General features: G+C 67.2%; 19 protein-coding genes. 7 read left to right on the plus strand and 12 right to left on the minus strand.

All coding sequences use genetic code 11. The features are described from left to right. The first annotated feature begins 16 nt into the window (after positions 1-16). Together KZ686_RS18160 and KZ686_RS18165 are read left to right on the plus strand one after the other, a co-directional pair. Positions 17-1,006: an ABC transporter ATP-binding protein gene (locus KZ686_RS18160; protein WP_265634692.1), complete on the plus strand. Its 990-nt coding sequence runs from the start codon at positions 17-19 to the stop codon at positions 1,004-1,006. Then, positions 1,003-2,088, plus strand: coding sequence for a dipeptide ABC transporter ATP-binding protein (locus tag KZ686_RS18165; protein ID WP_322784960.1), 1,086 nt, complete (start codon positions 1,003-1,005; stop codon positions 2,086-2,088). Before KZ686_RS18160 ends, KZ686_RS18165 begins: the two co-directional genes overlap by 4 nt. A gap of 91 nt (positions 2,089-2,179) precedes the next feature. On the opposite strand, the gene KZ686_RS18170 is transcribed toward KZ686_RS18165, so the two are convergent. The 10 genes from KZ686_RS18170 to cyoA all read right to left on the minus strand — a co-directional run bounded on the left by KZ686_RS18170 (position 2,180) and on the right by cyoA (position 13,202). Continuing rightward, positions 2,180-3,418 (minus strand): TetR/AcrR family transcriptional regulator, encoded by a 1,239-nt coding sequence (locus KZ686_RS18170; protein ID WP_265634694.1) that lies wholly within the window; start codon positions 3,416-3,418, stop codon positions 2,180-2,182. Between the two features lie 68 nt (positions 3,419-3,486). Beyond that, positions 3,487-5,049, minus strand: a complete 1,563-nt coding sequence (locus tag KZ686_RS18175) for a class I adenylate-forming enzyme family protein (RefSeq protein WP_265634696.1) — start codon at positions 5,047-5,049, stop codon at positions 3,487-3,489. Positions 5,050-5,305: 256 nt separating this feature from the next. Further along, the gene (locus tag KZ686_RS18180; RefSeq protein WP_265634698.1) at positions 5,306-5,812 is read right to left on the minus strand and encodes a VOC family protein; all 507 of its coding nucleotides are present in this window, start codon (positions 5,810-5,812) and stop codon (positions 5,306-5,308) included. A gap of 226 nt (positions 5,813-6,038) precedes the next feature. Next, positions 6,039-6,554, minus strand: coding sequence for a response regulator transcription factor (locus KZ686_RS18185; RefSeq protein ID WP_265635280.1), 516 nt, complete (start codon positions 6,552-6,554; stop codon positions 6,039-6,041). A gap of 76 nt (positions 6,555-6,630) precedes the next feature. Then, positions 6,631-8,007 (minus strand): ATP-binding protein, encoded by a 1,377-nt coding sequence (locus KZ686_RS18190; RefSeq protein WP_265634700.1) that lies wholly within the window; start codon positions 8,005-8,007, stop codon positions 6,631-6,633. A gap of 161 nt (positions 8,008-8,168) precedes the next feature. Then, positions 8,169-8,966: an SURF1 family protein gene (locus tag KZ686_RS18195; RefSeq protein ID WP_304524175.1), complete on the minus strand. Its 798-nt coding sequence runs from the start codon at positions 8,964-8,966 to the stop codon at positions 8,169-8,171. Next, positions 8,963-9,403, minus strand: coding sequence for a cytochrome o ubiquinol oxidase subunit IV (gene cyoD / locus KZ686_RS18200; RefSeq protein WP_149319580.1), 441 nt, complete (start codon positions 9,401-9,403; stop codon positions 8,963-8,965). Before cyoD ends, KZ686_RS18195 begins: the two co-directional genes overlap by 4 nt. After that, positions 9,400-10,056: a cytochrome o ubiquinol oxidase subunit III gene (cyoC, locus tag KZ686_RS18205; RefSeq protein WP_006577860.1), complete on the minus strand. Its 657-nt coding sequence runs from the start codon at positions 10,054-10,056 to the stop codon at positions 9,400-9,402. Before cyoC ends, cyoD begins: the two co-directional genes overlap by 4 nt. After that, positions 10,049-12,052 carry a cytochrome o ubiquinol oxidase subunit I gene (gene cyoB / locus KZ686_RS18210; protein ID WP_265634704.1) on the minus strand — a complete coding sequence of 668 codons (2,004 nt, stop codon included), beginning with the start codon at positions 12,050-12,052 and terminating at the stop codon, positions 10,049-10,051. Before cyoB ends, cyoC begins: the two co-directional genes overlap by 8 nt. Continuing rightward, a complete protein-coding gene (gene cyoA / locus KZ686_RS18215) occupies positions 12,045-13,202 on the minus strand; it encodes a ubiquinol oxidase subunit II (protein ID WP_226109256.1) in 1,158 nt (385 codons plus the stop codon). Before cyoA ends, cyoB begins: the two co-directional genes overlap by 8 nt. A gap of 201 nt (positions 13,203-13,403) precedes the next feature. On the opposite strand from cyoA, the gene KZ686_RS18220 reads away from it, so the two are divergent. Together KZ686_RS18220 and KZ686_RS18225 are read left to right on the plus strand one after the other, a co-directional pair. After that, the gene (locus KZ686_RS18220; protein WP_149319578.1) at positions 13,404-14,729 is read left to right on the plus strand and encodes an MFS transporter; all 1,326 of its coding nucleotides are present in this window, start codon (positions 13,404-13,406) and stop codon (positions 14,727-14,729) included. 308 nt (positions 14,730-15,037) lie between these two features. Continuing rightward, a complete protein-coding gene (locus KZ686_RS18225) occupies positions 15,038-17,599 on the plus strand; it encodes a hybrid sensor histidine kinase/response regulator (protein ID WP_265634708.1) in 2,562 nt (853 codons plus the stop codon). A 32-nt stretch (positions 17,600-17,631) separates the two neighbouring features. Here the strand turns inward: KZ686_RS18225 and KZ686_RS18230 are convergent, their stop codons facing one another. Further along, the gene (locus KZ686_RS18230) at positions 17,632-17,880 is read right to left on the minus strand and encodes a hypothetical protein (RefSeq protein WP_265634710.1); all 249 of its coding nucleotides are present in this window, start codon (positions 17,878-17,880) and stop codon (positions 17,632-17,634) included. 421 nt (positions 17,881-18,301) lie between these two features. Here KZ686_RS18230 and KZ686_RS18235 point away from each other — a divergent pair, with 421 nt between their 5' ends. Continuing rightward, on the plus strand, positions 18,302-19,000 hold the full coding sequence (locus tag KZ686_RS18235; RefSeq protein WP_149319575.1) for a hypothetical protein: 699 nt from the start codon (positions 18,302-18,304) through the stop codon (positions 18,998-19,000). A 260-nt stretch (positions 19,001-19,260) separates the two neighbouring features. Then, positions 19,261-19,959, plus strand: coding sequence for an aquaporin Z (gene aqpZ, locus KZ686_RS18240; RefSeq protein ID WP_053823523.1), 699 nt, complete (start codon positions 19,261-19,263; stop codon positions 19,957-19,959). A gap of 260 nt (positions 19,960-20,219) precedes the next feature. Here the strand turns inward: aqpZ and KZ686_RS18245 are convergent, their stop codons facing one another. Next, a complete protein-coding gene (locus KZ686_RS18245; RefSeq protein ID WP_265634713.1) occupies positions 20,220-20,945 on the minus strand; it encodes a glutathione S-transferase family protein in 726 nt (241 codons plus the stop codon). Between the two features lie 136 nt (positions 20,946-21,081). On the opposite strand from KZ686_RS18245, the gene KZ686_RS18250 reads away from it, so the two are divergent. Next, a complete protein-coding gene (locus tag KZ686_RS18250) occupies positions 21,082-21,969 on the plus strand; it encodes a LysR substrate-binding domain-containing protein (RefSeq protein ID WP_150082250.1) in 888 nt (295 codons plus the stop codon).

Raw genomic sequence — 21,969 nt, forward strand, 5'->3', positions numbered from 1 at the left:
CCACCAGGAGCAAGCGATGACGCAGCCGATCCTGCAGGTCCGCGACCTGACCACGCGCTTTCGCACCGATCGCGGCGTGGTCACCGCGGTCGATCAGGTCTCCTTCGACGTGGCGCCCGGAGAGACGCTCGCCATCGTCGGCGAATCGGGCTCCGGCAAGAGCGTGACGGCGCTGTCGATCCTGGGGCTGATCCCGCGTCCGGCCGGCTCGATCGACGCCGGCGAGATCCTGTTCGACGGGCAGGACCTGCTCAAGCTCGACGCCGACGCGATGCGCGCGATCCGCGGCAATCGCATCGCGATGATCTTCCAGGAGCCGATGTCGTCGATGAATCCGGCGCTGACGATGGGCAAGCAGATCGCCGAGCCGATCCAGCTGCATCAGAAGCTGCCGTGGAAGACCGCGCTCGGCATGGCCGCCGAGCTGCTCGGCCAGGTGCAGATCCCCGAGCCGGCCAGCCGCCTCAATGCCTATCCGCACCAGTTCTCCGGCGGCATGCGGCAGCGCGCGATGATCGCGATGGCGCTGGCCTGCAAGCCGCAGCTGATCATCGCCGACGAGCCGACCACCGCGCTCGACGTCACGGTGCAGGCGCAGATCCTCGATCTATTGAAGGACCTGGCGCAGCGGCTCGGCACCGCGCTGATCCTGATCACGCACGATCTCGGCGTGGTGGCGCGCTACGCCGATCGCGTCGCGGTGATGTACGGCGGTCGCCTGGTCGAGATGGCTTCGGCCGACGACCTGTACCGCGAGCCGCGCCATCCTTACACGCGCGGGCTGATGGCCTGCGTGCCGCGGCTCGATGGCGATACCAGCCAGGCGCTGGTGCCGATCGAGGGCCAGCCGCCCGACCTGACCGCGCTCGGTCCCGGCTGCGCGTTCCAGCCGCGCTGCGCGCTGGCCCAGGCGCAATGCCGCGTCACGCGCCCGATACTGCGGACCACCGGCGGCCGCGGCCTGTCCGTTCACCTGAATGCGTGCCACCTGCAGGAGACGCCATGACCGCCACCGCCGCGCTCGACACGCCCGCCATGAAGGACACCGCCTTGAACGCCGGCGGCATGCCGCTCGCCGCCCCGGCTCCGGCGCCCTGCCCGCGCACCATCGGCCGCGAGATCCTGCGCGTGCAGGACCTGAAGGTGCATTTCCCGGTCACGCGCGGCGTGGTGTTCAAGCGCCAGGTCGGCTCGGTCAAGGCCGTCGACGGTGTCTCCTTCACGCTGCGCCAGGGCGAAACGCTGGGCCTGGTCGGCGAAAGCGGCTGCGGCAAGTCGACCACCGGCCTGGCGATCCTGAAGATGCTGGCCGCCAGCGGCGGGCACATCGACTACGACGGCACCGATCTGGCCCGGATGACGCGCGCGCAGGAGAAGCATTTCCGCCGCAGCGTGCAGATGGTCTACCAGGACCCGTTCGGCTCGCTGAACCCGCGCATGAAGGTGCGCGACATCGTGGCCGAGCCGCTCGAGATCCATGGCATGGCCGGCGATCGCGCGGCCGTGCGGGCGCGCGTCGGCGAGCTGCTGGAGATGGTCGGGCTGCTACCGTATATGGCGGACCGCTATCCGCACGAGTTCTCCGGCGGGCAACGCCAGCGCATCGGCATCGCCCGTGCGCTGGCGCTCAAGCCCGGCGTGATCGTCTGCGACGAGCCGGTGTCGGCGCTGGACGTCTCGATCCAGGCGCAGGTGGTCAATGTCTTCATGGACCTGCAGCGGCGGCTCGGGCTGTCGTACCTGTTCATTGCGCACGACCTGGCGGTGGTGCGCCATATCAGCGACCGCATCGCGGTGATGTACCTGGGCCGCATCGTCGAGATCGCCGATCGCGACGCGCTCTATGCGCAGCCGCGCCACCCCTACACGCAGGCGCTGCTGTCGGCGGTGCCGGTGGCCAATGTCCAGGCGGAACGGCAACGCAAGCGCATCGTGCTGCGGAGCGAGGTGCCCAGCCCGATGCATCCGCCGTCGGGCTGCCGCTTTCATACGCGTTGCCCGGTGGCGATGGAGCGCTGCAAATCGCAGGAGCCGGCGCTGCGCGACAGCGGCGACGGGCAGATGGTGGCGTGCCATCTGTATGACTGATCTTGACGCTGCTCTTTACGGCTCGTCTTGACGGCTGGTCGGCTCGGTCGACCGAGCCGGCGGCGCCGATCTCCGCAGCACCGCCACGCCGCTACGCCGGCGACAGGATCCCCATCAGCAGCGGCCGCACGAACAGGTCGGCCGCGTTGTCGGCGGACGCATCGCGCACCCAGCGGCGCAGCTCGACCGCGGCGTTGATCATGCCGTTGATCTGCAGGGCGGCGATCGACTGGTCCAGCGGCCGGATCGAACCATCCTGCATGCCCTGCACCAGGAATCGCACGAAGCGTGCGGACAGCCGGTTCATCGTCAGCATCTTCTCCTTGCGCATTTCCTCGGGCAAGGCGCCATAGATCGTCAGCCGCAGCAGCGGCCCCTGGCTGGAGAACTGGTAGTGGACCAGCGCGCGGGTGACCGCGCACAGCTTGTCCCAGCCGGTGCCCGACCCGTTCTCGACCAGCGTCTGCGTGCTGCGTATCACGTCGAACATCCGATCGAAGCAGGCGCCGATCAGGTCGTCCTTGTTCTCGTTGTGGTGGTAGAACGACCCCTTGGTCAGATTGAGCCGCGCCGAAATGCGGTCAGCCGACGCGCCCCGATAGCCCTGCTCGTTCAGCAGTTCGGTGGCGGCGCGCAGAAAGGCCTGCTGCGTGGTTTCCGACTGGTCCAGGCAAGGCAGCAGCGCGGCGGTATCGAGCGTCGGCTGCCAGCGCGCCGCACGTGAGCCGATGCCGTGCAGCAGCAGATCGATCACCGACTCGGCGACCTTCGGATAGTCCTCGGGCTCGTAGCGCTCGATCCAGACCATCGCGCCCGTCGCCAGCGACAGCAGCAGGTGGGCGCGCGCGCTGAGCACGCTGCGCTCGGCCGCGTCCACCGGCGTGCGCTCGCGCAGCAGTTGGCGGATGCGGCGGAACATGTCGTTGTACGCGCTGAACGCGACCTCGGCATGGCTGTCCGGCAGCGTGCGGATCTCGCGGAAGCTCATCAGCTCCGGACGTTCTCCGGTGGCCGTCAGCGCGAGCCGCGCGAAGAACAAGCGGATGAAGCCCGCCACCCGCTCGCCCGGCGTGGGCAGCTCGCTCGCCTGCGCCGCGATGCCGACCATCTCGTCGATGGTCCGCAACAGGCAGGCGACCACCAGATCTTCCTTCCTGCGGTAGTAGTAAGTGATGCTGTTGGTGCTCAGGCCCACGTCCTGCGCGACATCCGACAGCGTGGTGCCGCGCACGCCCTTGCGATTGAAGCGCATCGCGGCCGCATCGAGAATGGTCTCGCGCTTCTCGACATAGCGGCGCGTCGGGCGGGCTTCGACAGGGTCCTTGAGCATGGAGGGGAGCGTTGGGCGGTCGATCGGTCGGCGGATTATAGCGGGCGGGTGGCGGCCACCCTGACGCCTCATGCCATCGCCTTGCCCCCACGAAACCCATCCCGCAGTTCGCGCTTGAGCACCTTGCCGATCGCGCTGCGCGGCAGCTGCGCGCACAGCTCCAGCGCGGCGAGCCGCTGGGTCTTGCCGACCTGCGCATTGACCCATTCGCGAAGCGCCTCGGCATCGACGTCCGCGCCCTCGCGCAACACCACGAAGGCCACCGGCGTCTCGCCCCAGCTTTGCGAAGGCACGCCGACCACCGCGCATTCGACCACGTCCGCATGCTGCTGCAGCACCGCCTCGAGGTCGCTCGGATAGATGTTGAAGCCGCCGCTGATGATCATGTCCTTCTTGCGGTCCATCAGCGTCAGGAAGCCGTCCTCGTCGAAGCGGCCGACGTCGCCCGTGCGGATAAAGCGCTTGCCGGTGGCGTCATACCACTCCGCGGCGGCGGTCTTGTCGGGCTGCTTGTGATAGCCCGCCATGATGGTGTTCGAATGCCCCACCACCTCGCCGATCTGGCCGACCGGCACCTCGTTGCCGTCGTCGTCGATCAGCCGGATGTCGTGCCCTTCCATCGGCTTGCCGACGGTATGGAGCTTGTCCGGAAACTCGTGGGCGGCCAGCACGCAGCTGCCGCCGCCTTCGGTCATGCCGTAGTACTCGACCAGTCCACCCGGCCAGCGGCGCAGAATGTCGGCCTTCAGCGCCGCGCCGAGCGGGGCGCTGGTCGAGAACTTCATCCGGAACGACGACAGGTCGTAGCGATCGAAATCCTCCCTGGCCAGCAGCCGCTGGTATTGCACCGGGACCAGCATCGCGTGCGTGACGCGGTGCCGCTCGGCCAGTTCGAGATAGCGTTGCGCATCGAACTTCGGCATCAGCACCACGGTGCCGCCGAGCGCCAGCGTCGGAATGAAGCTGACCAGCGTGGTGTTCGAATACAGCGGCGTGGCGATCAGCGTCACCGCGTCGGGCCCGTAGCCGCCGCTCTCGTGCGTGCGGCGGATCTGATTCCAGCGCAGCGCGTGGTCGTGCACGATGCCCTTGGGCGCGCCCGTGGTGCCGGACGAATAGATGATGTTGAAGACCTGCCCCTCGCGCAGCGGCGTCTCGCGCGGCCGGCTGCCGGCCGGCGCCAGCCAGTCGGCGAAGGCCTTGCCGGTCTGCGCGCCGCCCAGTCCGATGCGCGGCACCGTGGCTTCGATGCCGGCGCCCTGCAGGGCGTCGAGCACCGGCGCGTCGACGAACAGCAGCCTCGCATCCGAATCGGCGATCATGCCGGCCAGTGCCTGCGGGGTCGACGACGGTGCCAGCGGTGCGATCGCCACGCCGGCGCGCAGCCCGCCCAGGAACACCGCCGCGTACTCGATCGACGCGGCGGCGCAGATCGCCAGCGCATCGCCCGGCTGCAGGCCATCGCGCTGCAGGGCCGCCGCGACGCGGTCGACCAGTTCGTCGAACTCGCGATACGACAGGCTGGCGCGATCGTCGATGACGGCGGGATGCGCGGGACGGGCGTTGGCGTGGGCACGGACGCAGTCGGCGAGATTGCCGAGCGGCTGGTCCAGCAGGGACGCGATCTGCATGGCGGGAAGTCTCCGTGATGGGGCCGGCCCGATGCATGCGCCATGGCGAGGCGCATCCACGCAAGGCACGCGAATCTGGCCGACCTCTTTTTCTAATTCGGTCAGCGCTCATTGTAAGCGCTACGTCTATGCCGTGCAGTTATCGGTTCCACGAGTATGCGCGCCCATACCGTAAGAACGAATTGGCGTATGAAGAGCCGATCGGCGTGGTCAGCTCCATCAGCTCGGTCAGCTCCGTCAGCTCGGTCAGGCTCGGTCAGGTTGCCTGGTTCGACGATGCCGACTCGCCCCGCCGTGCCGCCTCGATCGTGGCGATGTCGATCTTCTTCATCGTCATCATCGCGTCGAAGGCGCGCTTGGCCGCCGCGCGATCGGAACTCGTCACCGCATCGAGCAGCGCCCGCGGGGTGATCTGCCACGACAGGCCCCAGCGGTCCTTGCACCAGCCGCATTCGCTTTCCTGGCCGCCATTCGAGACGATCGCGTTCCACAGGCGGTCGGTCTCGGCCTGGTCCTCGGTCCTGACCAGGAAGGAGAAGGATTCGTTGTGCTTGAAATGCGGGCCACCATTCAGCCCTACGCAAGGGATGCCGATCACGGTGAACTCGACCATCAGGACATTGCCCTCCTTGCCGTCGGGATAGTCGCCCGGCGCACGGTGGACCGCGCCGACAGCGCTGTCGGGAAAGGTCTGGGCATAGAAGTTGGCGGCGTCGAGCGCGTCGCCGTCGTACCACAGACAGACGGTGTTCTTGCTGGTCATTTCGCGTCTCCTGGAGAAATGGGCGCCGGCATCGGGCCCGACATCGGCACGAATTAGCCTATACCCATTTCCGCCGATCGGAGACGCCGGACGGAAGATGTCCGCCTGGAGGTGTCCGCCCGGAGGTGTCCACCCGGAGATGTTCGCCCGGAGATGTCCGCCGGGAGACGTTCGCCGGGAGACGTACGGCGGCAGACGTACGACGGGGGATGCCCGCCGCCCGGCCCTACTTGATCCGCTGCTTCTCCAGCTTGCGCGCCAGCGTGCGGCGGTGCATGCCGAGCCGGCGCGCCGCCTCGGAGATATTGAAGCCGGTGGCGGCCAGCATCTCGTGGATGTGCTCCCACTCGAGCGTCTTGATCGAGGTGGGACGGCCGGTGACCTCGACGTCCACATCGCCGGTGGCGCGCTCGAAGGCGGCCTCGATGTCGTCGGTGGTCGACGGCTTGGCCAGATAGTGGCAGGCGCCGAGCTTGACCGCCTCGACCGCGGTGGCAATGCTGGCGTAGCCGGTCAGCACCACGATCAGCATGTCCGCATCGTGCGCATGCAGCGCCTGCACGCAGGCCAGGCCCGAGGCCTCGCCCTTGAGCTTCAGGTCCACCACCGCATAGCCCGGCGAATGTTCCTTCAGCAGTTCGTTCATCCCTTCGAGGCTGGTCGCATGCAGGACCTGATAGCCGCGCCGCTCGAACGAGCGGCGCAACGTGCGGGCGAAGGCCGCATCGTCCTCGACGATCATCAGCACGCGACCGGCCTCGGCCTGCGGCTGGGTCGTCTGGGTCGATTGATCGGCCGCAGCGGCGTCGCGCTCGGGATCATTGGGCTGCATCTTCGGCCTCCTCTTCCAGCGTGATTGCCGCCAGCGGCAGCTTCATCGTCACCATCGCGCCGCCTTGCGGACGGTTGTGCGCGGCCACGCTGCCGCCCAGCGTGCGGGCGACATTGACGACCAGGAACAGCCCCAGTCCGCCGCCCGGCCGGCCCTTGCTCGACTGATAGGGCTTGCCCAGCCGCTCGAGCATCTGCGGCGCGAAACCGGGGCCTTCGTCGAGCACCGACAGCACCAGCGTATCATCCTCGCGCCGCACGTCGAGGCCGACCCAGCGCGGCGAGGCCTCCAGCGCGTTGTCGAGCACGTTGCAGACCATCTGCTTGATGGCCGAGTCCGACAGGATCGGCAGGTCCTGGCCGAAGCGGTATTCGTAGGAGAACTCGCCGACCGGCCGCGTCGCGCGCCATTCGGCGACCAGATCGTCGACGAAGCGGCGCACCGTGGTTTCGGTCAGTGCCTCGCCGCGCGCCTCGCCCGCCGACAGCAGGATGCCGCTGACGATGGACTTGCAGCGCTGCACCTGGGTCTGCATCTCGCCGAGTTCCTGCAGCAGTTCCGGGTCCTTCGAGAACGGCTCCATGCGGCGCCAGTCGGACAGGATCACCGCCAGCGTGGCCAGCGGCGTGCCGAGTTCGTGCGCGGCGCCGGAGGCCAGCAGGCCCATGCGGACGATATGTTCTTCCTCGGCGGCGCGCTGGCGCAGGTCGGCCAGATGCTCGTCGCGGGCGCGCAGATTGCGCATGATCCGCGTGATGAAGACCACCAGCAGGGCCGCGTTCAGCACGAAGCAGATCAGCATGCCCTGGATATAGAGGCTGGCGAGCCCCTGCTCGTGGTCCGGCGGCAGCGCCAGCGGCTTGCCGACCAGCGCCAGGCCCGCGAAGCACGAGGCGGTGACCACCACGATCACCCAGATCGACCACGCCTGCAGCAGCACCGCGCCGAGGATCACCTGCAGCAGGTAGAGGAAGACGAAGGGATTGGACGCGCCGCCGCTCAGGTACAGCAGCGCGGTCAGCATGCCGATATCGACCAGCAGCGAGACGAACAGCTGCGTCTGCGAGACCTCGGCGACGAAGCGCAGCCGCAGCAGGCTCAGCGCGTTGAAGGCGATCAGGCCGAGCAGCACCGCCAGCATCTGGTTGACCGGCAGCGGCACGTCGAGGCCGAAATGCACCACGCTGATGGTGGCGACCTGGCCGAGCACCGCGATCCAGCGCAGCTCGATCAGCTGCTCCATGTTCTTGCGGGCGGTCGCGTCGAGCGCGCGCTCGCCCCGCCGCTCGGGGGCCGGGGCGCCCTTGGCGGCGGACAGCGCGGCGCCCGCGGGCTTCGGAGGGGAATCGGTGGAAAGAGGCATCAATCAGGGTCGAAGCAGGATGGCGCCGGGGCTCGAAGCGAGCCGCCGCGGCGCGGGCCGTGGCACGCCGTACATGCCAGACATGCCAGACATGCCAGACATGCCGGACATGCCGGACGTGCGGGGCAAGCCCGGCGGACCGGCATGCCCCGCATTGTCCCTCATCGGCCGCGGCGCAGCCGAAGTTCCTCGCGGCCGACGTACCAGGCGGCGCCCAGCACCATCAGCGCCAGCCCGTACCAGGTCAGCGCGTAGACCAGATGGCTGTTGTGGAAAGTCACCACGGTCAGCCCGCCGACCGGCCAGCGGCGCGGCGCGCCCGACGCGCCGAACGCCTCCTGCGGGCCGGCGTCGGCATCGATGAAGTAAGGCGCGACCCGTTCGAGCCCGCGCGCCGCGGCGATCGCCTGCACATCGCGCGAATACCACCGATCGGCGGCCGGATCGTTGCGGCGCAGGAAGCCGCCGCCGGTCTGGCTGATGCGCAGCAGGCCGGTGACCGTGGTCTCGCCGGACGGCTCGTCCTTGGCGCGGCTCTCGCGCGAGCGGAATTCGGGCGGCACGAAGCCGCGGTTGATCAGCACGACGGTGCCGTCGCGCATGCGCATCGGCGTCATCACCCAGAAGCCGCCGCCGAACGCGGTGGTGGCCTGCACCAGCGTCTCGCGATCGTGCAGGAAGGTGCCGGTCACGCGCACATGCCGGTATTCGTCGGCCGCGGCGCTGACCAGCGGCCAGCGCTCGGGCGCCGGCGCATCCACCGGCGGCGCATGCACGCGCGACTCGACGCGTTCGATCAGGTCGAGCTTCCAGGCGCGGCGCTCGACCTGCCAGGTGCCCAATGCAAACAGCCCGGCGAAAGCCAGTACCGCCAGCAGCGCCAGCACCGCGAGGGCGGCCGGGCTGCGGGGAACGGGCTTGCGATCCGGGCTGTGGTTTGCGGGACGAGGCGTGGTCAAGGCATCGACTTCATGTCGTGCGTCATCACCGGCATCATATTCGTGTTCATGTGATACATGACCCAGAGCGAGCCGGCCAGCGTGATGACGACCAGCACGATCGTGAAGATCAGCGCCAGCATGTTCCAGCCACCTTCCGACTTGGTGTTCATGTGCAGGAAGTAGATCATGTGGACCACGATCTGCACGGCGGCGAAGCCGAGAATCACCAGGGCGGTGGTGTTCTGGTTGTCGATGACCTTGCCCATCACCAGCCAGAACGGGATCGCCGTCAGGATCACCGACAGCACGAAGCCGATCACATAGCTCTTCAGGGTGCCATGCGCGGCGCCGTCGTCGTGATCGTGGTGATCGTCGTGGCCATGGCCGTGATCGCCGTGATGGCCGTGGCCGCCCTGGTCGGCCAGGTTCGAGAACGAATAGTCGTGGGCGCTCATACCATCACTCCCATCAGATAGACGAAGGTAAACACGCCGATCCAGACCACATCCAGAAAGTGCCAGAACAGCGACAGGCACATCAGGCGGCGCTTGTTGGCCGCGATCAGGCCGTGCTTGTTCAGCTGGAACATCAGCGTGATCAGCCAGATGATGCCGAAGGTCACGTGCAGGCCGTGGGTGCCGACCAGCGTGAAGAACGACGACAGGAACGCGCTGCGCTGCGGCACCGCGCCTTCGTGGATCAGGTGCGAGAACTCGTACAGTTCCAGGCCGACGAAGGCCGCGCCCAGCAGGCCGGTGATGGCCAGCCACACCATCGTGCCCTTGAGCTTGTTGCGCTGCATCTCCAGCATCGCGAAGCCGTAGGTGATCGACGACAGCAGCAGCATCGACGTGTTCAGCGCCACCAGCGGCAGGTCGAACAGGTCGGCGCCCGACGGGCCGGCCGCATAGCTGCGGCCCAGCACGCCGTGCACGGCGAACAGGCAGGCGAAGATGAGGCAGTCGCTCATCAGGTACAGCCAGAAGCCCAGCATCGTCCCGTTCTGCGGGTGATGCTCGGTCGGCAGGTAGAAGCGCAGCTCGTTGGAGCCGCCGCGGACCGGCGCGCCGCTGGCGCCGGCCGGTTGGGTTGCGATGGTGTCAAGCATGTTGTGCAAGCAGGCGGGTGCGTTCTTCCTCGGTGCGGACGACGTGCTCCGCCGGGATGTAGTAGTCACGCTGGTAGTTGAAGGTGTGGCCGATCGCGACCGCCAGCAGGGCGACGAACGCGACGGCGGCCGGCAGCCACATATGCCAGATCAGCGCAAAGCCCAGCACCGTCGACAGGCCGGCGAGGATGATGCCCGCACCGGTGTTCTTCGGCATGTGGATCGGCAGGAAGCCCTTCTGCGGACGCTCGTAGCCGCGGTCCTTCATCTGCCACCAGGCGTCGTTGTCGTGCACGACGGGCGTGAACGCGAAGTTGTACGCGGGCGGCGGCGACGAGGTCGACCATTCAAGCGTGCGGCCATCCCACGGATCGCCGGTCACGTCGCGCAGCTGGGCACGGCGCCTGAAGCTGACCACCAGCTGGATCACGAAGGCGGCGATGCCGATCGCGATCAGGAACGCACCGACGGCGGCGACCTGGAACCAGATCTGCAGCGACGGATCGGTGAAGTGGCTGACGCGGCGGGTCACGCCCATCAGGCCCAGCACGTACAGCGGCATGAACGCGGCATAGAAGCCGACCAGCCAGAACCAGAACGAGACCTTGCCCCAGAAATCGTCGAGCTTGAAGCCGAACGCCTTCGGGAACCAGTAGTTGATGCCGGCGAACAGGCCGAACAGCACGCCACCGATGATCACGTTGTGGAAGTGGGCGATCAGGAACAGGCTGTTATGCAGCACGAAGTCGGCGGGCGGCACGGCGAGCAGCACGCCGGTCATGCCACCGATCACGAAGGTGACCATGAAGCCCACGGTCCACAGCATCGGCACTTCGAAGCGGATGCGGCCGCGGTACATCGTGAACAGCCAGTTGAAGATCTTCGCCCCAGTCGGGATCGAGATGATCATCGTCGTGATGCCGAAGAACGAGTTGACGCTGGCACCCGAACCCATCGTGAAGAAGTGGTGCAGCCAGACCAGGTACGACAGCACCGTGATCACGACCGTCGCGTAGACCATCGACGCATAGCCGAACAGGCGCTTGCGGCAGAAGGTCGACACCACTTCCGAGAAGATGCCGAACGCCGGCAGGATCAGGATGTACACCTCGGGGTGGCCCCAGATCCAGATCAGGTTCACGTACATCATCGGGTTGCCGCCGAAGTCGTTCGTGAAGAAGTTGGTGCCGACGTAGCGATCCAGCGACAGCAGCGCGAGCACGGCCGTCAGCACCGGGAAGGCGGCGACGATCAGCACGTTGGTGCACAGCGAGGTCCAGGTGAAGACCGGCATCTTCATCATGGTCATGCCCGGGGCGCGCATCTTGACGATGGTCACCAGCAGGTTGACGCCTGACAGCAAGGTACCGATGCCCGCTATCTGCAAGGCCCAGATGTAGTAATCCACCCCCACGTCAGGACTCTGCAGGATGCCCGACAGCGGCGGATAGGCCAGCCAGCCCGTCTTGGCGAATTCGCCGACGAACAGCGACACCATCACCAGCACGGCGCCGGCGGTGGTCATCCAGAAGCTGAAGTTGTTCAGGAACGGGAAGGCCACGTCGCGCGCGCCGATCTGCAGCGGCACCACGTAGTTCATCAGGCCCGTGACCAGCGGCATCGCCACGAAGAAGATCATGATCACGCCGTGGGCGGTGAAGATCTGGTCGTAGTGATGCGGCGGCAGGTAGCCCATGTTGTCGCCGAAGGCGATCGCCTGCTGCAGACGCATCATGATCGCGTCGGCAAAGCCGCGCAGCAGCATCACCAGGCCGAGCACCATGTACATGATGCCGATCTTCTTGTGATCGATGCTGGTGAACCACTCGTGCCACAGGTAGCCCCAGGCGCGGAAATAGGTCAGCGCGCCGACGAGCGTCAGCCCGCCGAGCACGACCGCCGCGAAGGTGGCGATCAGGATGGGCTCGTGCAGCGGAATCGCCTCCCAGGAGAGACGGCCGAAAATGAGCTTGGTGAGGTCGAAACTGTCAAGCATGCTGGTCAACGCCGGCTACAGCGCGTTGTGTGAGGGGTAGCTGGGGAAGCGTCACGGCGGCGGATTCGCCGGCCGGCGCAAAGGTGGACGCCGCCGGGCCGAAGGCACCGGAGCCGTCCGGATCGGCGACCGTGCACATGCCGCCGACATAGCTGCGCACCGGCGCATCCTGCAGGCCAAGGCGTGCGCGCGTGGCGGGGTCGAGCGTGGCGACGTTGAAGGCGCCGGGCTTGCCCTGGCCGCCCTGCTCGTCGATCGCCATCATTTCGTTCATGCACATCCGGTTCGCTTCGACGCAGCGGTTCAGGATCTTGTCGTACAGGCCCTTGTCGACGCTGGCGTAGTAGCGCACCGGCTCGCGTTCGCTCGGCTGTTCCAGCTTCAGGTAGTCCTCGCGGGTCAGGGTCTGGCCGCTGGCCTTGGCCTTGGCGATCCATTGCTCGAAGCCCTGCTCGTCCAGGCCGTGGAACTTGAAGCGCATGCCGGAGAAGCCCGCGCCGCTGTAGTTGGCCGACAGGCCCTCGTATTCGCCAGGCTTGTTGATGACCGCATGCAGCTTGGTCTCCATGCCCGGCATCGCGTAGATCTGCCCTGCCAGCGCCGGCACGAAGAACGAGTTCATGACGGTCGAGGCGGTGATCTTGAACTGGATCGGACGGTCGACCGGCGCCGCCATTTCATTGACGGTGGCGATGCCGTGCTCCGGATAGAAGAACAGCCACTTCCAGTCCAGCGCCACGACTTCCACCGTCAATGGCTTGACGTTGGTCGGCAGCGAACGCTTGGCGTCGATCCGCTCCAGCGGCCGGTACGGGTCCAGCGCATGGGTGCTGACCCAGGTGATCGCGCCCAGCGCGATGATGATCAGCAGCGGCGCCGACCAGATCACCAGTTCCAGCACCGTGGAATGGTCCCAGTCGGGCGAGTAGGGGGCGTCCTTGTTCGACGCCCGATACCGCCAGGCGAAGAACAGCGTCAGCGCGATCACCGGGACGATGATCAGCAGCATCAGCGCCGTGGAGATGTATATTAGGTTACGTTGCTGTACCGCAATGTCACCCGAAGGAGACAACAACACAGCATTACAACCTGTCAATAGGGTAATGGCGGGCAGCAAAATCAACCCGCGAATGGTATTAATGAGGGGCATTGCCGGCAGAGGAAATAGCGTAGCCGTCTTGGGGGAGACTGGTACTACGAATGCTTCGGGTGCGACGGACGCAGCTGTTACAACCGGAGCGAAATGTACTCTATTCGGCAAGCGCGGAGAATTGGACATTTTGTCCCAATGGTCGCGGCGCCTGGCGGGCGCGTCCGTCCGGCGTAGCGCTATCTGATTTAGCGAGGAAGCATGTCGAGTATCACGCACGATTCGCAAGCGCCTTTCCCTTCACTTCCCGCCAGCGACGACCGATCGCATTCGCCGGTCGCGCCGGGCGAGATCGCCACCGGCGTCGTCATTGGCCGGGCCTCCGAGTACTTCGACTTCTTCGTCTACGGCATCGCCTCGGTGCTGGTCTTTCCGTCGGTGTTCTTCCCGTTCGTCGGGCGGCTGGAAGGGACGCTCTACGCCTTCACCATCTTTGCGATCGCCTTTTTCGGGCGCCCGCTGGGCACCGCGCTGTTCATGGCGATCCAGCGGCGCTGGGGCCGCGGCGTCAAGCTGACCGCCGCGCTGTTCCTGCTGGGCTGTTCGACCGTCGGCATCGCCTTCCTGCCCGGCTATGCCTCGCTGGGCGAGAACGCGATCGTGATGCTGGCGGTGTTTCGCTTCCTGCAGGGCGTGGCCTTCGGCGGTTCCTGGGACGGCCTGCCGTCGCTGCTGGCGCTGAACGCGCCGCCGGACCGGCGCGGCTGGTACGCGATGCTGGGCCAGCTGGGCGCGCCGATCGGCTTCCTGGTCGCCAGCGGGCTGTTCCTGTACCTGCACGCCAACCTGGCGGCGGACGACTTCCTCGAGTGGGGCTGGCGCTATCCGTTCTACGTGGCCTTCGCCATCAACGTAGTCGCGCTGTTCGCCCGGCTGCGCCTGGTAGTGACCGAGGAATACACCCGGCTGCTGGAGGAAGGCGAGCTCGAGCCGATCAGCACCCGTGAGATGGTGCGCGGCCAGGGCTACAACATCTTCATCGGCGCCTTCGCCGCACTGGCCAGCTACGCGCTGTTCCACCTGGTGACGGTGTTCCCGCTGTCCTGGCTGGCGCTGCAGGCGACGCAAAGTGTCAACAGCGTGCTGAAGGTGCAGATCGCCGGCGCGCTGGTCGGCATCGTCGGCACCATCCTGTCGGGCTGGATCGCCGACCGCATCGGCCGGCGCACCACGCTGGGCCTGCTGGCGACGCTGATCGGCGTGTTCAGCCTGTTCACGCCGATGCTGCTCGGCGGCGGCGAGGCGGCGCAGGACCTGTTCATCCTGATCGGCTTCCTGCTGCTCGGCCTGTCGTATGGCCAGGCGTCCGGCACCGTGACCTCGAACTTCGAACGGCGCTTCCGCTATACCGGCGCGGCGCTGACCTCGGACTTCGCCTGGCTGTTCGGCGCCGCGTTTGCTCCGCTGGTCGCGCTCGGCCTGTCGGTCAAGTTCGGCCTGGTCGCGGTCAGCATCTACCTGCTGTCCGGCGTCGCGTGCACGATGCTGGCGCTGCGCATCAACCGCGCGCTCGAAACGCGCGACTGAGCCTCGGCCACCGAGACCGGCGCGGCGGCTCCGGCCGCCGCGCCCATCCTTCTCAGCCGGTCGTGGCCGGAGCGCAGTGACGGGGCGGCGCGGTCCGCTTGATCGCCTGCGCGACCGTCCGCTCCACCCTCCGCTCGACTGCGCGCTCGACCGCCGCTAGACAGCGCGCTCGCGACGATGCGCCTCCGCGGCTCCGGCCTCTCTATATATAGGGGTGGGTCCGCGGAGCCGCCCTCCCCGGGGCGCCGGCATTGGCAAACGCCTTCTGCGCCAGCACAATCTCCCTGTCGCCACTCTCGCTTCACACCATGCCATTCCTGGCAGAACATCACGACTGTTCCGGCTGGCACGGCGAAATGGCCGAACGCATCCGCGCGTTCGACTGGTCCACCACCGAGCTGGGCCCGATCGACCGCTGGCCGCCCAGCCTGGCCGCCGCGGTCCGGCTGCTGCTGGCCTCGCCGGTGCCGATGGTGATGTTGTGGGGCCGGCCGGGCTACATGATCTACAACGATGCCTACGCCGTCTTCGCAGGCGGCCGGCATCCGTATCTGCTGGGCTGCCCGGTCGAACTGGGGTGGCCCGAGGTGGCCGACTTCAACCGCCACGTGATGCAGACCTGCCTGGCCGGCGGCACGCTGTCCTTCCGCGACAAGGAACTGGTGCTGCTGCGCAACGGACGTCCCGAAGAGGTCTGGATGGACCTCTACTACAGCCCGGTGGCCAACGACGACGGCGCCCCCTCCGGCGTGCTGGCGGTGGTGGTCGAGACCACCGAGCGCGTGCTGACCGAGCGTTGGCGGCAGGAAGCCGAGACGGCGCTGCAGCAGGCCAACGAACGGCTGCAGCTGGCGCTCAATACCGGCGCGGTGCTGGGCACCTGGGTCTGGGACATCGCCTCCGATACCCTGACCGGGGACGAGCGCTTCGCCCGCACCTTCTCGGTCGGACTGGCCCAGGCTGTGCAAGGCGTGCCGCGCACGATCATCAACGCGGTGATCCATCCGGACGACATCGAGGAACTGGCCCGCCTGACCGACGAGGCCATCCGCACCGGCGCGCCGTTCCGCGCCGAATACCGGATCCGGCGCGCCCACGACAGCTATCTGTGGGTCCAGGCCAACGGCCAGTGCGAGTTCGACTCGCATGGCGAGCCCTACCGCTTTCCCGGCGTGCTGATCGACATCGACGAGCGAAAGCTCGCCGAGCAGGCGCTGCGGCAGCTGACCGAGACGCTGGAAAAGCGCGTCGCCGACGCGATCGCGGCGCGCGCGCTGGCCGAGGGCCAGCTGCGGCAGGCGCAGAAGATGGAGGCGATCGGCAACCTGACCGGCGGCATCGCGCATGACTTCAACAACGTGCTGCAGGTCATCAGCGGCAACCTGCAGATGCTCGCCACCGAAGCCGGCGACAACCCGATCGCGCAGGGCCGCATCGCGACGGCCGCCAACGCGGTGCGCCGCGGCGCCAAGCTGGCCTCGCACCTGCTGGCCTTCGCGCGCCGCCAGCCGCTGTCGCCGGCGGTGGTCAATCCCGGCCGGCTGATCGGCGGCATGGCCGAGATCCTGCATCGGGCGCTGGGCGAGGCGATCAAGGTCGAGACGCAGACGCCCGACGACCTGTGGAACATCAAGGCGGACCGCAACCAGCTCGAGAACGCGCTGCTGAACCTGGCCATCAACGGCCGCGACGCGATGCGCGGCGGCGGCACGCTGACCATCTCGGCCGCCAATATCGTGCTCGACGGCATGCCATCCTCCGACGCCGACACCTGGACCACCAACGCGCCCGAACGGCCGGACGGCGACTACGTGGTCTTTCGCGTGGCCGACACCGGTACCGGCATGACCGCCGACGTGCTGGAGCACGCCTTCGAGCCCTTCTTCACCACCAAGGCCGACGGCCACGGCACCGGCCTGGGCCTGAGCATGGTGTTCGGCTTCGTCAAGCAGAGCGGCGGCCATATCGCGATCCAGAGCACCGTCGGCCGCGGCACCACGGTGCAGATGTTCTTCCCTCGCTGCGTCGAGGCAGAAACGCCCGAGACCGCGGAGCAGGAGCCGGCGCCGATCGGCGGCGGCGAGACCATCCTGGTGGTCGAGGACGATCCCGACGTGCGCATCACCGCGGTCGAGATGCTGGCCCAGCTCGGCTATCGCGTGCGCATCGCGCCGAACGGCGACGCCGCCTGGTCGCTGATCGACAGCGGCATCGGCATCGACCTGCTGTTCACCGACGTGATCATGCCCGGCACCATCAAGGGCGGCGAACTGGCGCGCCGGGCGGCGCAGCGCCGGCCGCCGATTCCGGTGCTGTTCGCCTCCGGCTATACCCGCGACGAGATCTTTCACCTGGGCAGGCTCGACCACGGGGTGACGCTGCTGAACAAACCCTACCGGCGCGACGATCTGGCCCGCGCGGTCCGCGCCGTGCTGGACGCCCATCGGCGCAAGAGCGAGCCGGCGCCTGTGCAGTTGCCGCAGCCCCGGCGCGATGGCGTGGCCGCCACCGTATTGCTGGTGGAGGACGACGTCCCGTCGCGCGAGGCACTGCAGGAAGTACTGCTCGGCTTCGGCCTGGACTGCGCCGCGGCAGCTTCGGCGGAGGAAGCGCTGCAACTGGCCGACGCCCGGCGCTTCGACGTGCTGCTGACCGATATCACGCTGCCGGGCATGGCCGGCGACGCGCTGGCGGTAGCGCTGCGCGCCCAGCAGCCGCATATCGATGTGGTGCTGATGACCGGCTATGGCGCCGGCGCGGACCTGCAGGAGCCGATCGCCGGTGCGCGCGTGCTGGGCAAGCCGATCGACCTGTCGACCTTGCGGCGCGAGCTCGGCCCGTGGATGGGGGACATCGAGGCGGTGCAGTAGTCAGGCGCAAGCCTCGGCATCCTCCCGTTGCCCTAGCGCGGCGGCGGCCGCCGCTTGTACCAGGCATAGCCGGGCCCGACATCGGCCGCCCCTGGATGCCCGACGCTATACGGATTCTCCGACACCATCGTCACAAAGCCGACCGGCTCACCGGCGCGCTGCCGCGCCCGCAGCGCCTCGCAACGCGCCAGCACGGCGGCAAGCTGATCCGGGCCGTAGTCCTCGGCATGCGCGGCAGGCACGCCGTCGGCGTCGTAGGTGGTCCAATAGACTTTGTACATGCGGTTCTCGCAGCGGAAACATCGCGACGTCCGAATCGCTCGCAAGCGGACAACCCCGACCGAAATCCTCGGCGTCGGTCGATGCGTTGTCATGCTGCGATGCGGGGCGGGCCGGCAACAGCGAGAACCCAATCGAGCCGGCCCACAAACCGCGTTCGATTTCGTCGCCACACTATTGGAATGCAACAAGCCCCACTGCTTTGCAAGCAAGAAGCGGATGTAACGTCGGCGTCCCGAAGCTAAGATCAGTCTTTGTGCCTAACGGCACGCACAAAGCGAAAAGGGCGCTTATTAGGCGCCCTTTTCCAATCCCAGCCCCGGAGTCTGAGCACTGACTGTTTGGCACCCCGCTTGCGCGGGTCGTGGCCAGGAGAAGACCTTGCCGGGGATTACTCGGCGAGTATAGCAGGACGGAATCCCCATGCAAGGCTTCTACCCGGCGCTTCAGCGTACCTTCTCGGTGGCTCGATTGCACGCCTACCACGATGGCGAACCGGCCCCTTCGAAACTCGACATCGCCACGCGCTATGCACACAACATGGATGTCGCGATGCGCTTGTCTCCGGCTTTGCACGTGCTGGAGGTGGCGCTTCGCAACAATATCCACAGCGCCTTTTCGGCGAAATACGGCACCGCGACGTGGTACGACACGGCGGAGTGGCTCGGGTACAAGCAGATCGGCCAGATTGCGGTCGCGCGCACAACCCTTCACAAGGCACAAAAGACCGAAACACCAGATCGATTAGTTGCCGAACTGACAATGGGGTTCTGGGCGGGCTTGTTTGCGGGGTACTACGAGGCCTACTGGCGCGCCCAACCAGATCTGCTGAGAGCCATCTTCCCGCATGCGCCGCGGCACCTGCGACAACGCAACGCAATCAGTGCTCTCTTGCAACCGCTACGAACACTGCGCAATCGGGTGTCCCATTGGGAACGCGTGGCCCACCTCCCCGACTTGGCACAACGCAAGCAGGATATCGACCGCGTTGTCCGCTCGCTTTGTCCGGCCGCAGCCTGCTTGCTGACGCATTGCGACCCTTTCGACGGGGCGCTGTCGGCGGCCGCATTCGCGGCATGCCGGACGAAGGTGCAGCCCTGCTTCGAGCCTGAGGAAGCATGACGCATTCCACTCGAAAGCCGCCTCCCACCAGCGCCGTTGCTGACAGCCCGCATTCGAGACATCGGCTGGCACGAGAGCATTCACGTTGGGTTCAAGCCTGTCTCACTCATCCGGCCAATTGTGAACGACTGCAAAGAGTGCGCCCTGAGTCATGACATCGCCGTAACCGGCACCTAGAATCCTCCCGCACGCTGCGACCTTTCGGACGTCGCCCTCGCGTGTCCGTGCGGCGCGCCTCAAAACAATCGGGAGAAGGATCCATGCACTTCAAGCGCCCCCTTGCCGAAGCCTTCGGCACGTTCTGGCTCGTCTTCGGCGGCTGCGGCTCGGCCGTGCTCGCGGCCGCATTTCCGCACCTGGGCATCGGCTTTGCCGGTGTCTCGCTGGCCTTCGGCCTGACCGTGCTGACCATGGCTTATGCGGTGGGTCCGGTGTCGGGATGCCATCTGAACCCGGCCGTGACGGTTGGCCTCGCCACCGCGGGGCGCTTCCCGTGGAAGGAAGCGCCGGTCTATATCGTGGCGCAGGTGATCGGCGGCGCGCTCGCCGCGCTGGCGCTGCTGCAGCTGATGGACGCCAAGCCCGGCTTCGACGTGACCGTCAGCGGCCTGGCCGCCAACGGCTTCGACGCCGGCTCGCCGTCCGGCTTCGGCATGATGCCGGTGTTCGCCACCGAGGTGCTGGCCACCTTCTTCTTCGTGCTCATCATCCTGGGCGCGACCGCGCAACGCGCGCACGGCGCGCTGGCGCCGCTCGCGATCGGCCTGTGCCTGACGCTGATCCACCTGGTCACGATCCCGGTGTCGAACACCTCGGTCAACCCGGCCCGCTCGACCGGCCCGGCGCTGATGGTGGGCGGCATGGCGCTGCATCAGCTGTGGCTGTTCTGGGTTGCGCCGATCGTCGGTGCGATCGCCGCCGGCGTGGTCGGCCGCGTGCTGTACAGCGACGACGAGTAAGCGAACACCAAGGTACTGCGGGGATGGCCGGCGACATCGCCGCCGGCCGCACCACAAGCCTCGGCTCAGCCTCAGCATCAAGCCTCAAGCCTCAAGCCGCTGCCTCAAGCCTCAGCCTCAGCCTCAGCCTCGGCCTCAAGCCTCAAGCCTCAAGCCTCAAGCCTCAAGCCTCAAGCCTCAGCCTCAGCCTCAGTCTCAGTCTCAGTCTCAGTTCTCAGCCTCAAGCCTCAGCCTCAAGCTTCAAGCCTCAGCCTCAAGCTTCAAGCCGCCAGCCGCTGCTGGCGCGCGGCCAGCGTCTCTGCCCAAGCCTGCTCCAGTTCCACATGGCCGGCGAAGCCGCCGGCCGATTTCACCTCGGCCTGCGCCTCGATCCCATGCGCGAAGCGCACGGCCGGATCCTCCTGCAGCTGCCGATAGAGCCGATCCAGGTTCGGGTAGTCCGCGCGGTTTACGACGCCGTGGTAGTCGGTCCAGCGCGCAATCCCGGCGAAGTACGCGTCGGCCACCGTGCGCCGGTCGCCCAGCAGCCAGCGGCGATCGCCCAGCATCGCGTTCAGCTGCGCATGCGCCTTCTCCACCTTCACCCGCCCGAACTCGCGCAGCACCGCCTTGGTGGTGTCGTCGCTGGCGTGCTCGTATAGATGCCACAGCGGCACGAAGGCGTTGAAGAAGGTCGTGTTCAGGTAGGCCAGCATCTGGTTGAGCCGGTCGAATTCCGGTGTGCCCTGGGCAAAGCCGAGCGCGCTGTCGATGCCGCGCGCGCCGATCCAGTTCATGATCGCCATGCTTTCTGTCACGATTGCGCCGGCATCGGTGGCCAACGCCGGCGTCTCGCCCACCGGGTTGATGCGGCGGAAGGCCTCGCTGGTCACCACCTCCGGCATCTCGATGCGGGACAGCCGATACGGCTGGCCCAGCCATTCGAGCGCGACGATCGAACCGAACGAGCATCCCGACGGAACGCCATAGAAGAGGATGGGGGTCATGTTGTTTCTCCGAGTGAAGGACCCGGGCATCGGGTCGATGGAGAGACTATAGATTTGTGGACATTGAAGCGGTAGTCGGCAAAAATTCAACGCAACGTCCATATATATGGACTTTGATGCGCTGCTGCGGACTCCCATGCTCAACCTGAATGACCTCTCGCTGTTCGTCGCCGCCGTCGAACACGGCGGCTTTGCCGCGGCCTCCCGCCAGCTCGGCATCCCGAAGTCGACGCTGAGCAAGCGCGTCGCCGAACTCGAACAGCGGCTGGGCGCGCGGCTGATCCACCGCAACTCGCGCAGCTTCGCGCTGACGGACGTCGGCCGAGCCTTCCACGAGCACGCCCGCGCCGCGCTGATCGAGGCCGAGGCCGCGCACGACGTGGTGCGCCAGCGCGCCGCCGAGCCGAGCGGCACGGTGCGCCTGACGACCTCGGTACCGGTCGCGCAGCAAACCTTGGCGCCGCGCCTGCCCGAACTGGCCCTCGCCTACCCGAAGCTGCATCTCCAGCTGGACGTGTCGGACCGCTTCGTCGATGTCGCCCAGGAGGGCTACGACCTCGCGATCCGCAGCCACTTCGCGCCGCTGCCCGATTCCGAACTGGTGCAGCGGCTGCTGTCGACCGAGCCGATCATCCTGGTCGCCTCGCCGCGCTATCTCGCCGCCGCCGACCCGCTGCAGACGCCCGCGGCGCTGGCCGGCCATGACGGGCTGCTGACCCGCCCGCTGGCGACGAGCTGGCGACTGAGCCGTGACGGCGAGACGGTCATCGCTACCCCGCGTCCACGCATGACCGCCAACGAATCGACCGCGCTGCTCAGCGCGGCTGCGGCCGGCCTCGGCATTGCATGCCTGCCCTTGTCGGTCTGCCGCGCGGCCCTGCAGCGCGGCGACATCGTGCGCGTGCTGCCGGACTGGACCGCCGGCCACGTGATGACGTCGGTCGTGATGCCGCATCGGCGCGGGCAGCTTCCGGCGGTACGGGCGGTGGTGGAATTTCTGGCGCGGTGTTTTGCCGAAGAATGA

The sequence above is a fragment of the Cupriavidus cauae genome (genome assembly GCF_026210475.1).
In the GTDB taxonomy this organism is placed as follows: Bacteria; Pseudomonadota; Gammaproteobacteria; order Burkholderiales; family Burkholderiaceae; genus Cupriavidus; species Cupriavidus cauae.

Coding starts and splice junctions, on each gene's coding strand:
- KZ686_RS18160 (WP_265634692.1), top strand. CDS start 17: ATGACGCAGCCGATCCTGCAGGTCCGCGACCTGACCACGCGCTTTCGC.
- KZ686_RS18165 (WP_322784960.1), top strand. CDS start 1,003: ATGACCGCCACCGCCGCGCTCGACACGCCCGCCATGAAGGACACCGCC.
- KZ686_RS18170 (WP_265634694.1), bottom strand. CDS start 3,418: ATGCTCAAGGACCCTGTCGAAGCCCGCCCGACGCGCCGCTATGTCGAG.
- KZ686_RS18175 (WP_265634696.1), bottom strand. CDS start 5,049: ATGCAGATCGCGTCCCTGCTGGACCAGCCGCTCGGCAATCTCGCCGAC.
- KZ686_RS18180 (WP_265634698.1), bottom strand. CDS start 5,812: ATGACCAGCAAGAACACCGTCTGTCTGTGGTACGACGGCGACGCGCTC.
- KZ686_RS18185 (WP_265635280.1), bottom strand. CDS start 6,554: ATGATCGTCGAGGACGATGCGGCCTTCGCCCGCACGTTGCGCCGCTCG.
- KZ686_RS18190 (WP_265634700.1), bottom strand. CDS start 8,007: ATGCCTCTTTCCACCGATTCCCCTCCGAAGCCCGCGGGCGCCGCGCTG.
- cyoD (WP_149319580.1), bottom strand. CDS start 9,403: ATGAGCGCCCACGACTATTCGTTCTCGAACCTGGCCGACCAGGGCGGC.
- cyoC (WP_006577860.1), bottom strand. CDS start 10,056: ATGCTTGACACCATCGCAACCCAACCGGCCGGCGCCAGCGGCGCGCCG.
- cyoB (WP_265634704.1), bottom strand. CDS start 12,052: ATGCTTGACAGTTTCGACCTCACCAAGCTCATTTTCGGCCGTCTCTCC.
- cyoA (WP_226109256.1), bottom strand. CDS start 13,202: ATGCCCCTCATTAATACCATTCGCGGGTTGATTTTGCTGCCCGCCATT.
- KZ686_RS18220 (WP_149319578.1), top strand. CDS start 13,404: ATGTCGAGTATCACGCACGATTCGCAAGCGCCTTTCCCTTCACTTCCC.
- KZ686_RS18225 (WP_265634708.1), top strand. CDS start 15,038: ATGCCATTCCTGGCAGAACATCACGACTGTTCCGGCTGGCACGGCGAA.
- KZ686_RS18230 (WP_265634710.1), bottom strand. CDS start 17,880: ATGTACAAAGTCTATTGGACCACCTACGACGCCGACGGCGTGCCTGCC.
- KZ686_RS18235 (WP_149319575.1), top strand. CDS start 18,302: ATGCAAGGCTTCTACCCGGCGCTTCAGCGTACCTTCTCGGTGGCTCGA.
- aqpZ (WP_053823523.1), top strand. CDS start 19,261: ATGCACTTCAAGCGCCCCCTTGCCGAAGCCTTCGGCACGTTCTGGCTC.
- KZ686_RS18245 (WP_265634713.1), bottom strand. CDS start 20,945: ATGACCCCCATCCTCTTCTATGGCGTTCCGTCGGGATGCTCGTTCGGT.
- KZ686_RS18250 (WP_150082250.1), top strand. CDS start 21,082: ATGCTCAACCTGAATGACCTCTCGCTGTTCGTCGCCGCCGTCGAACAC.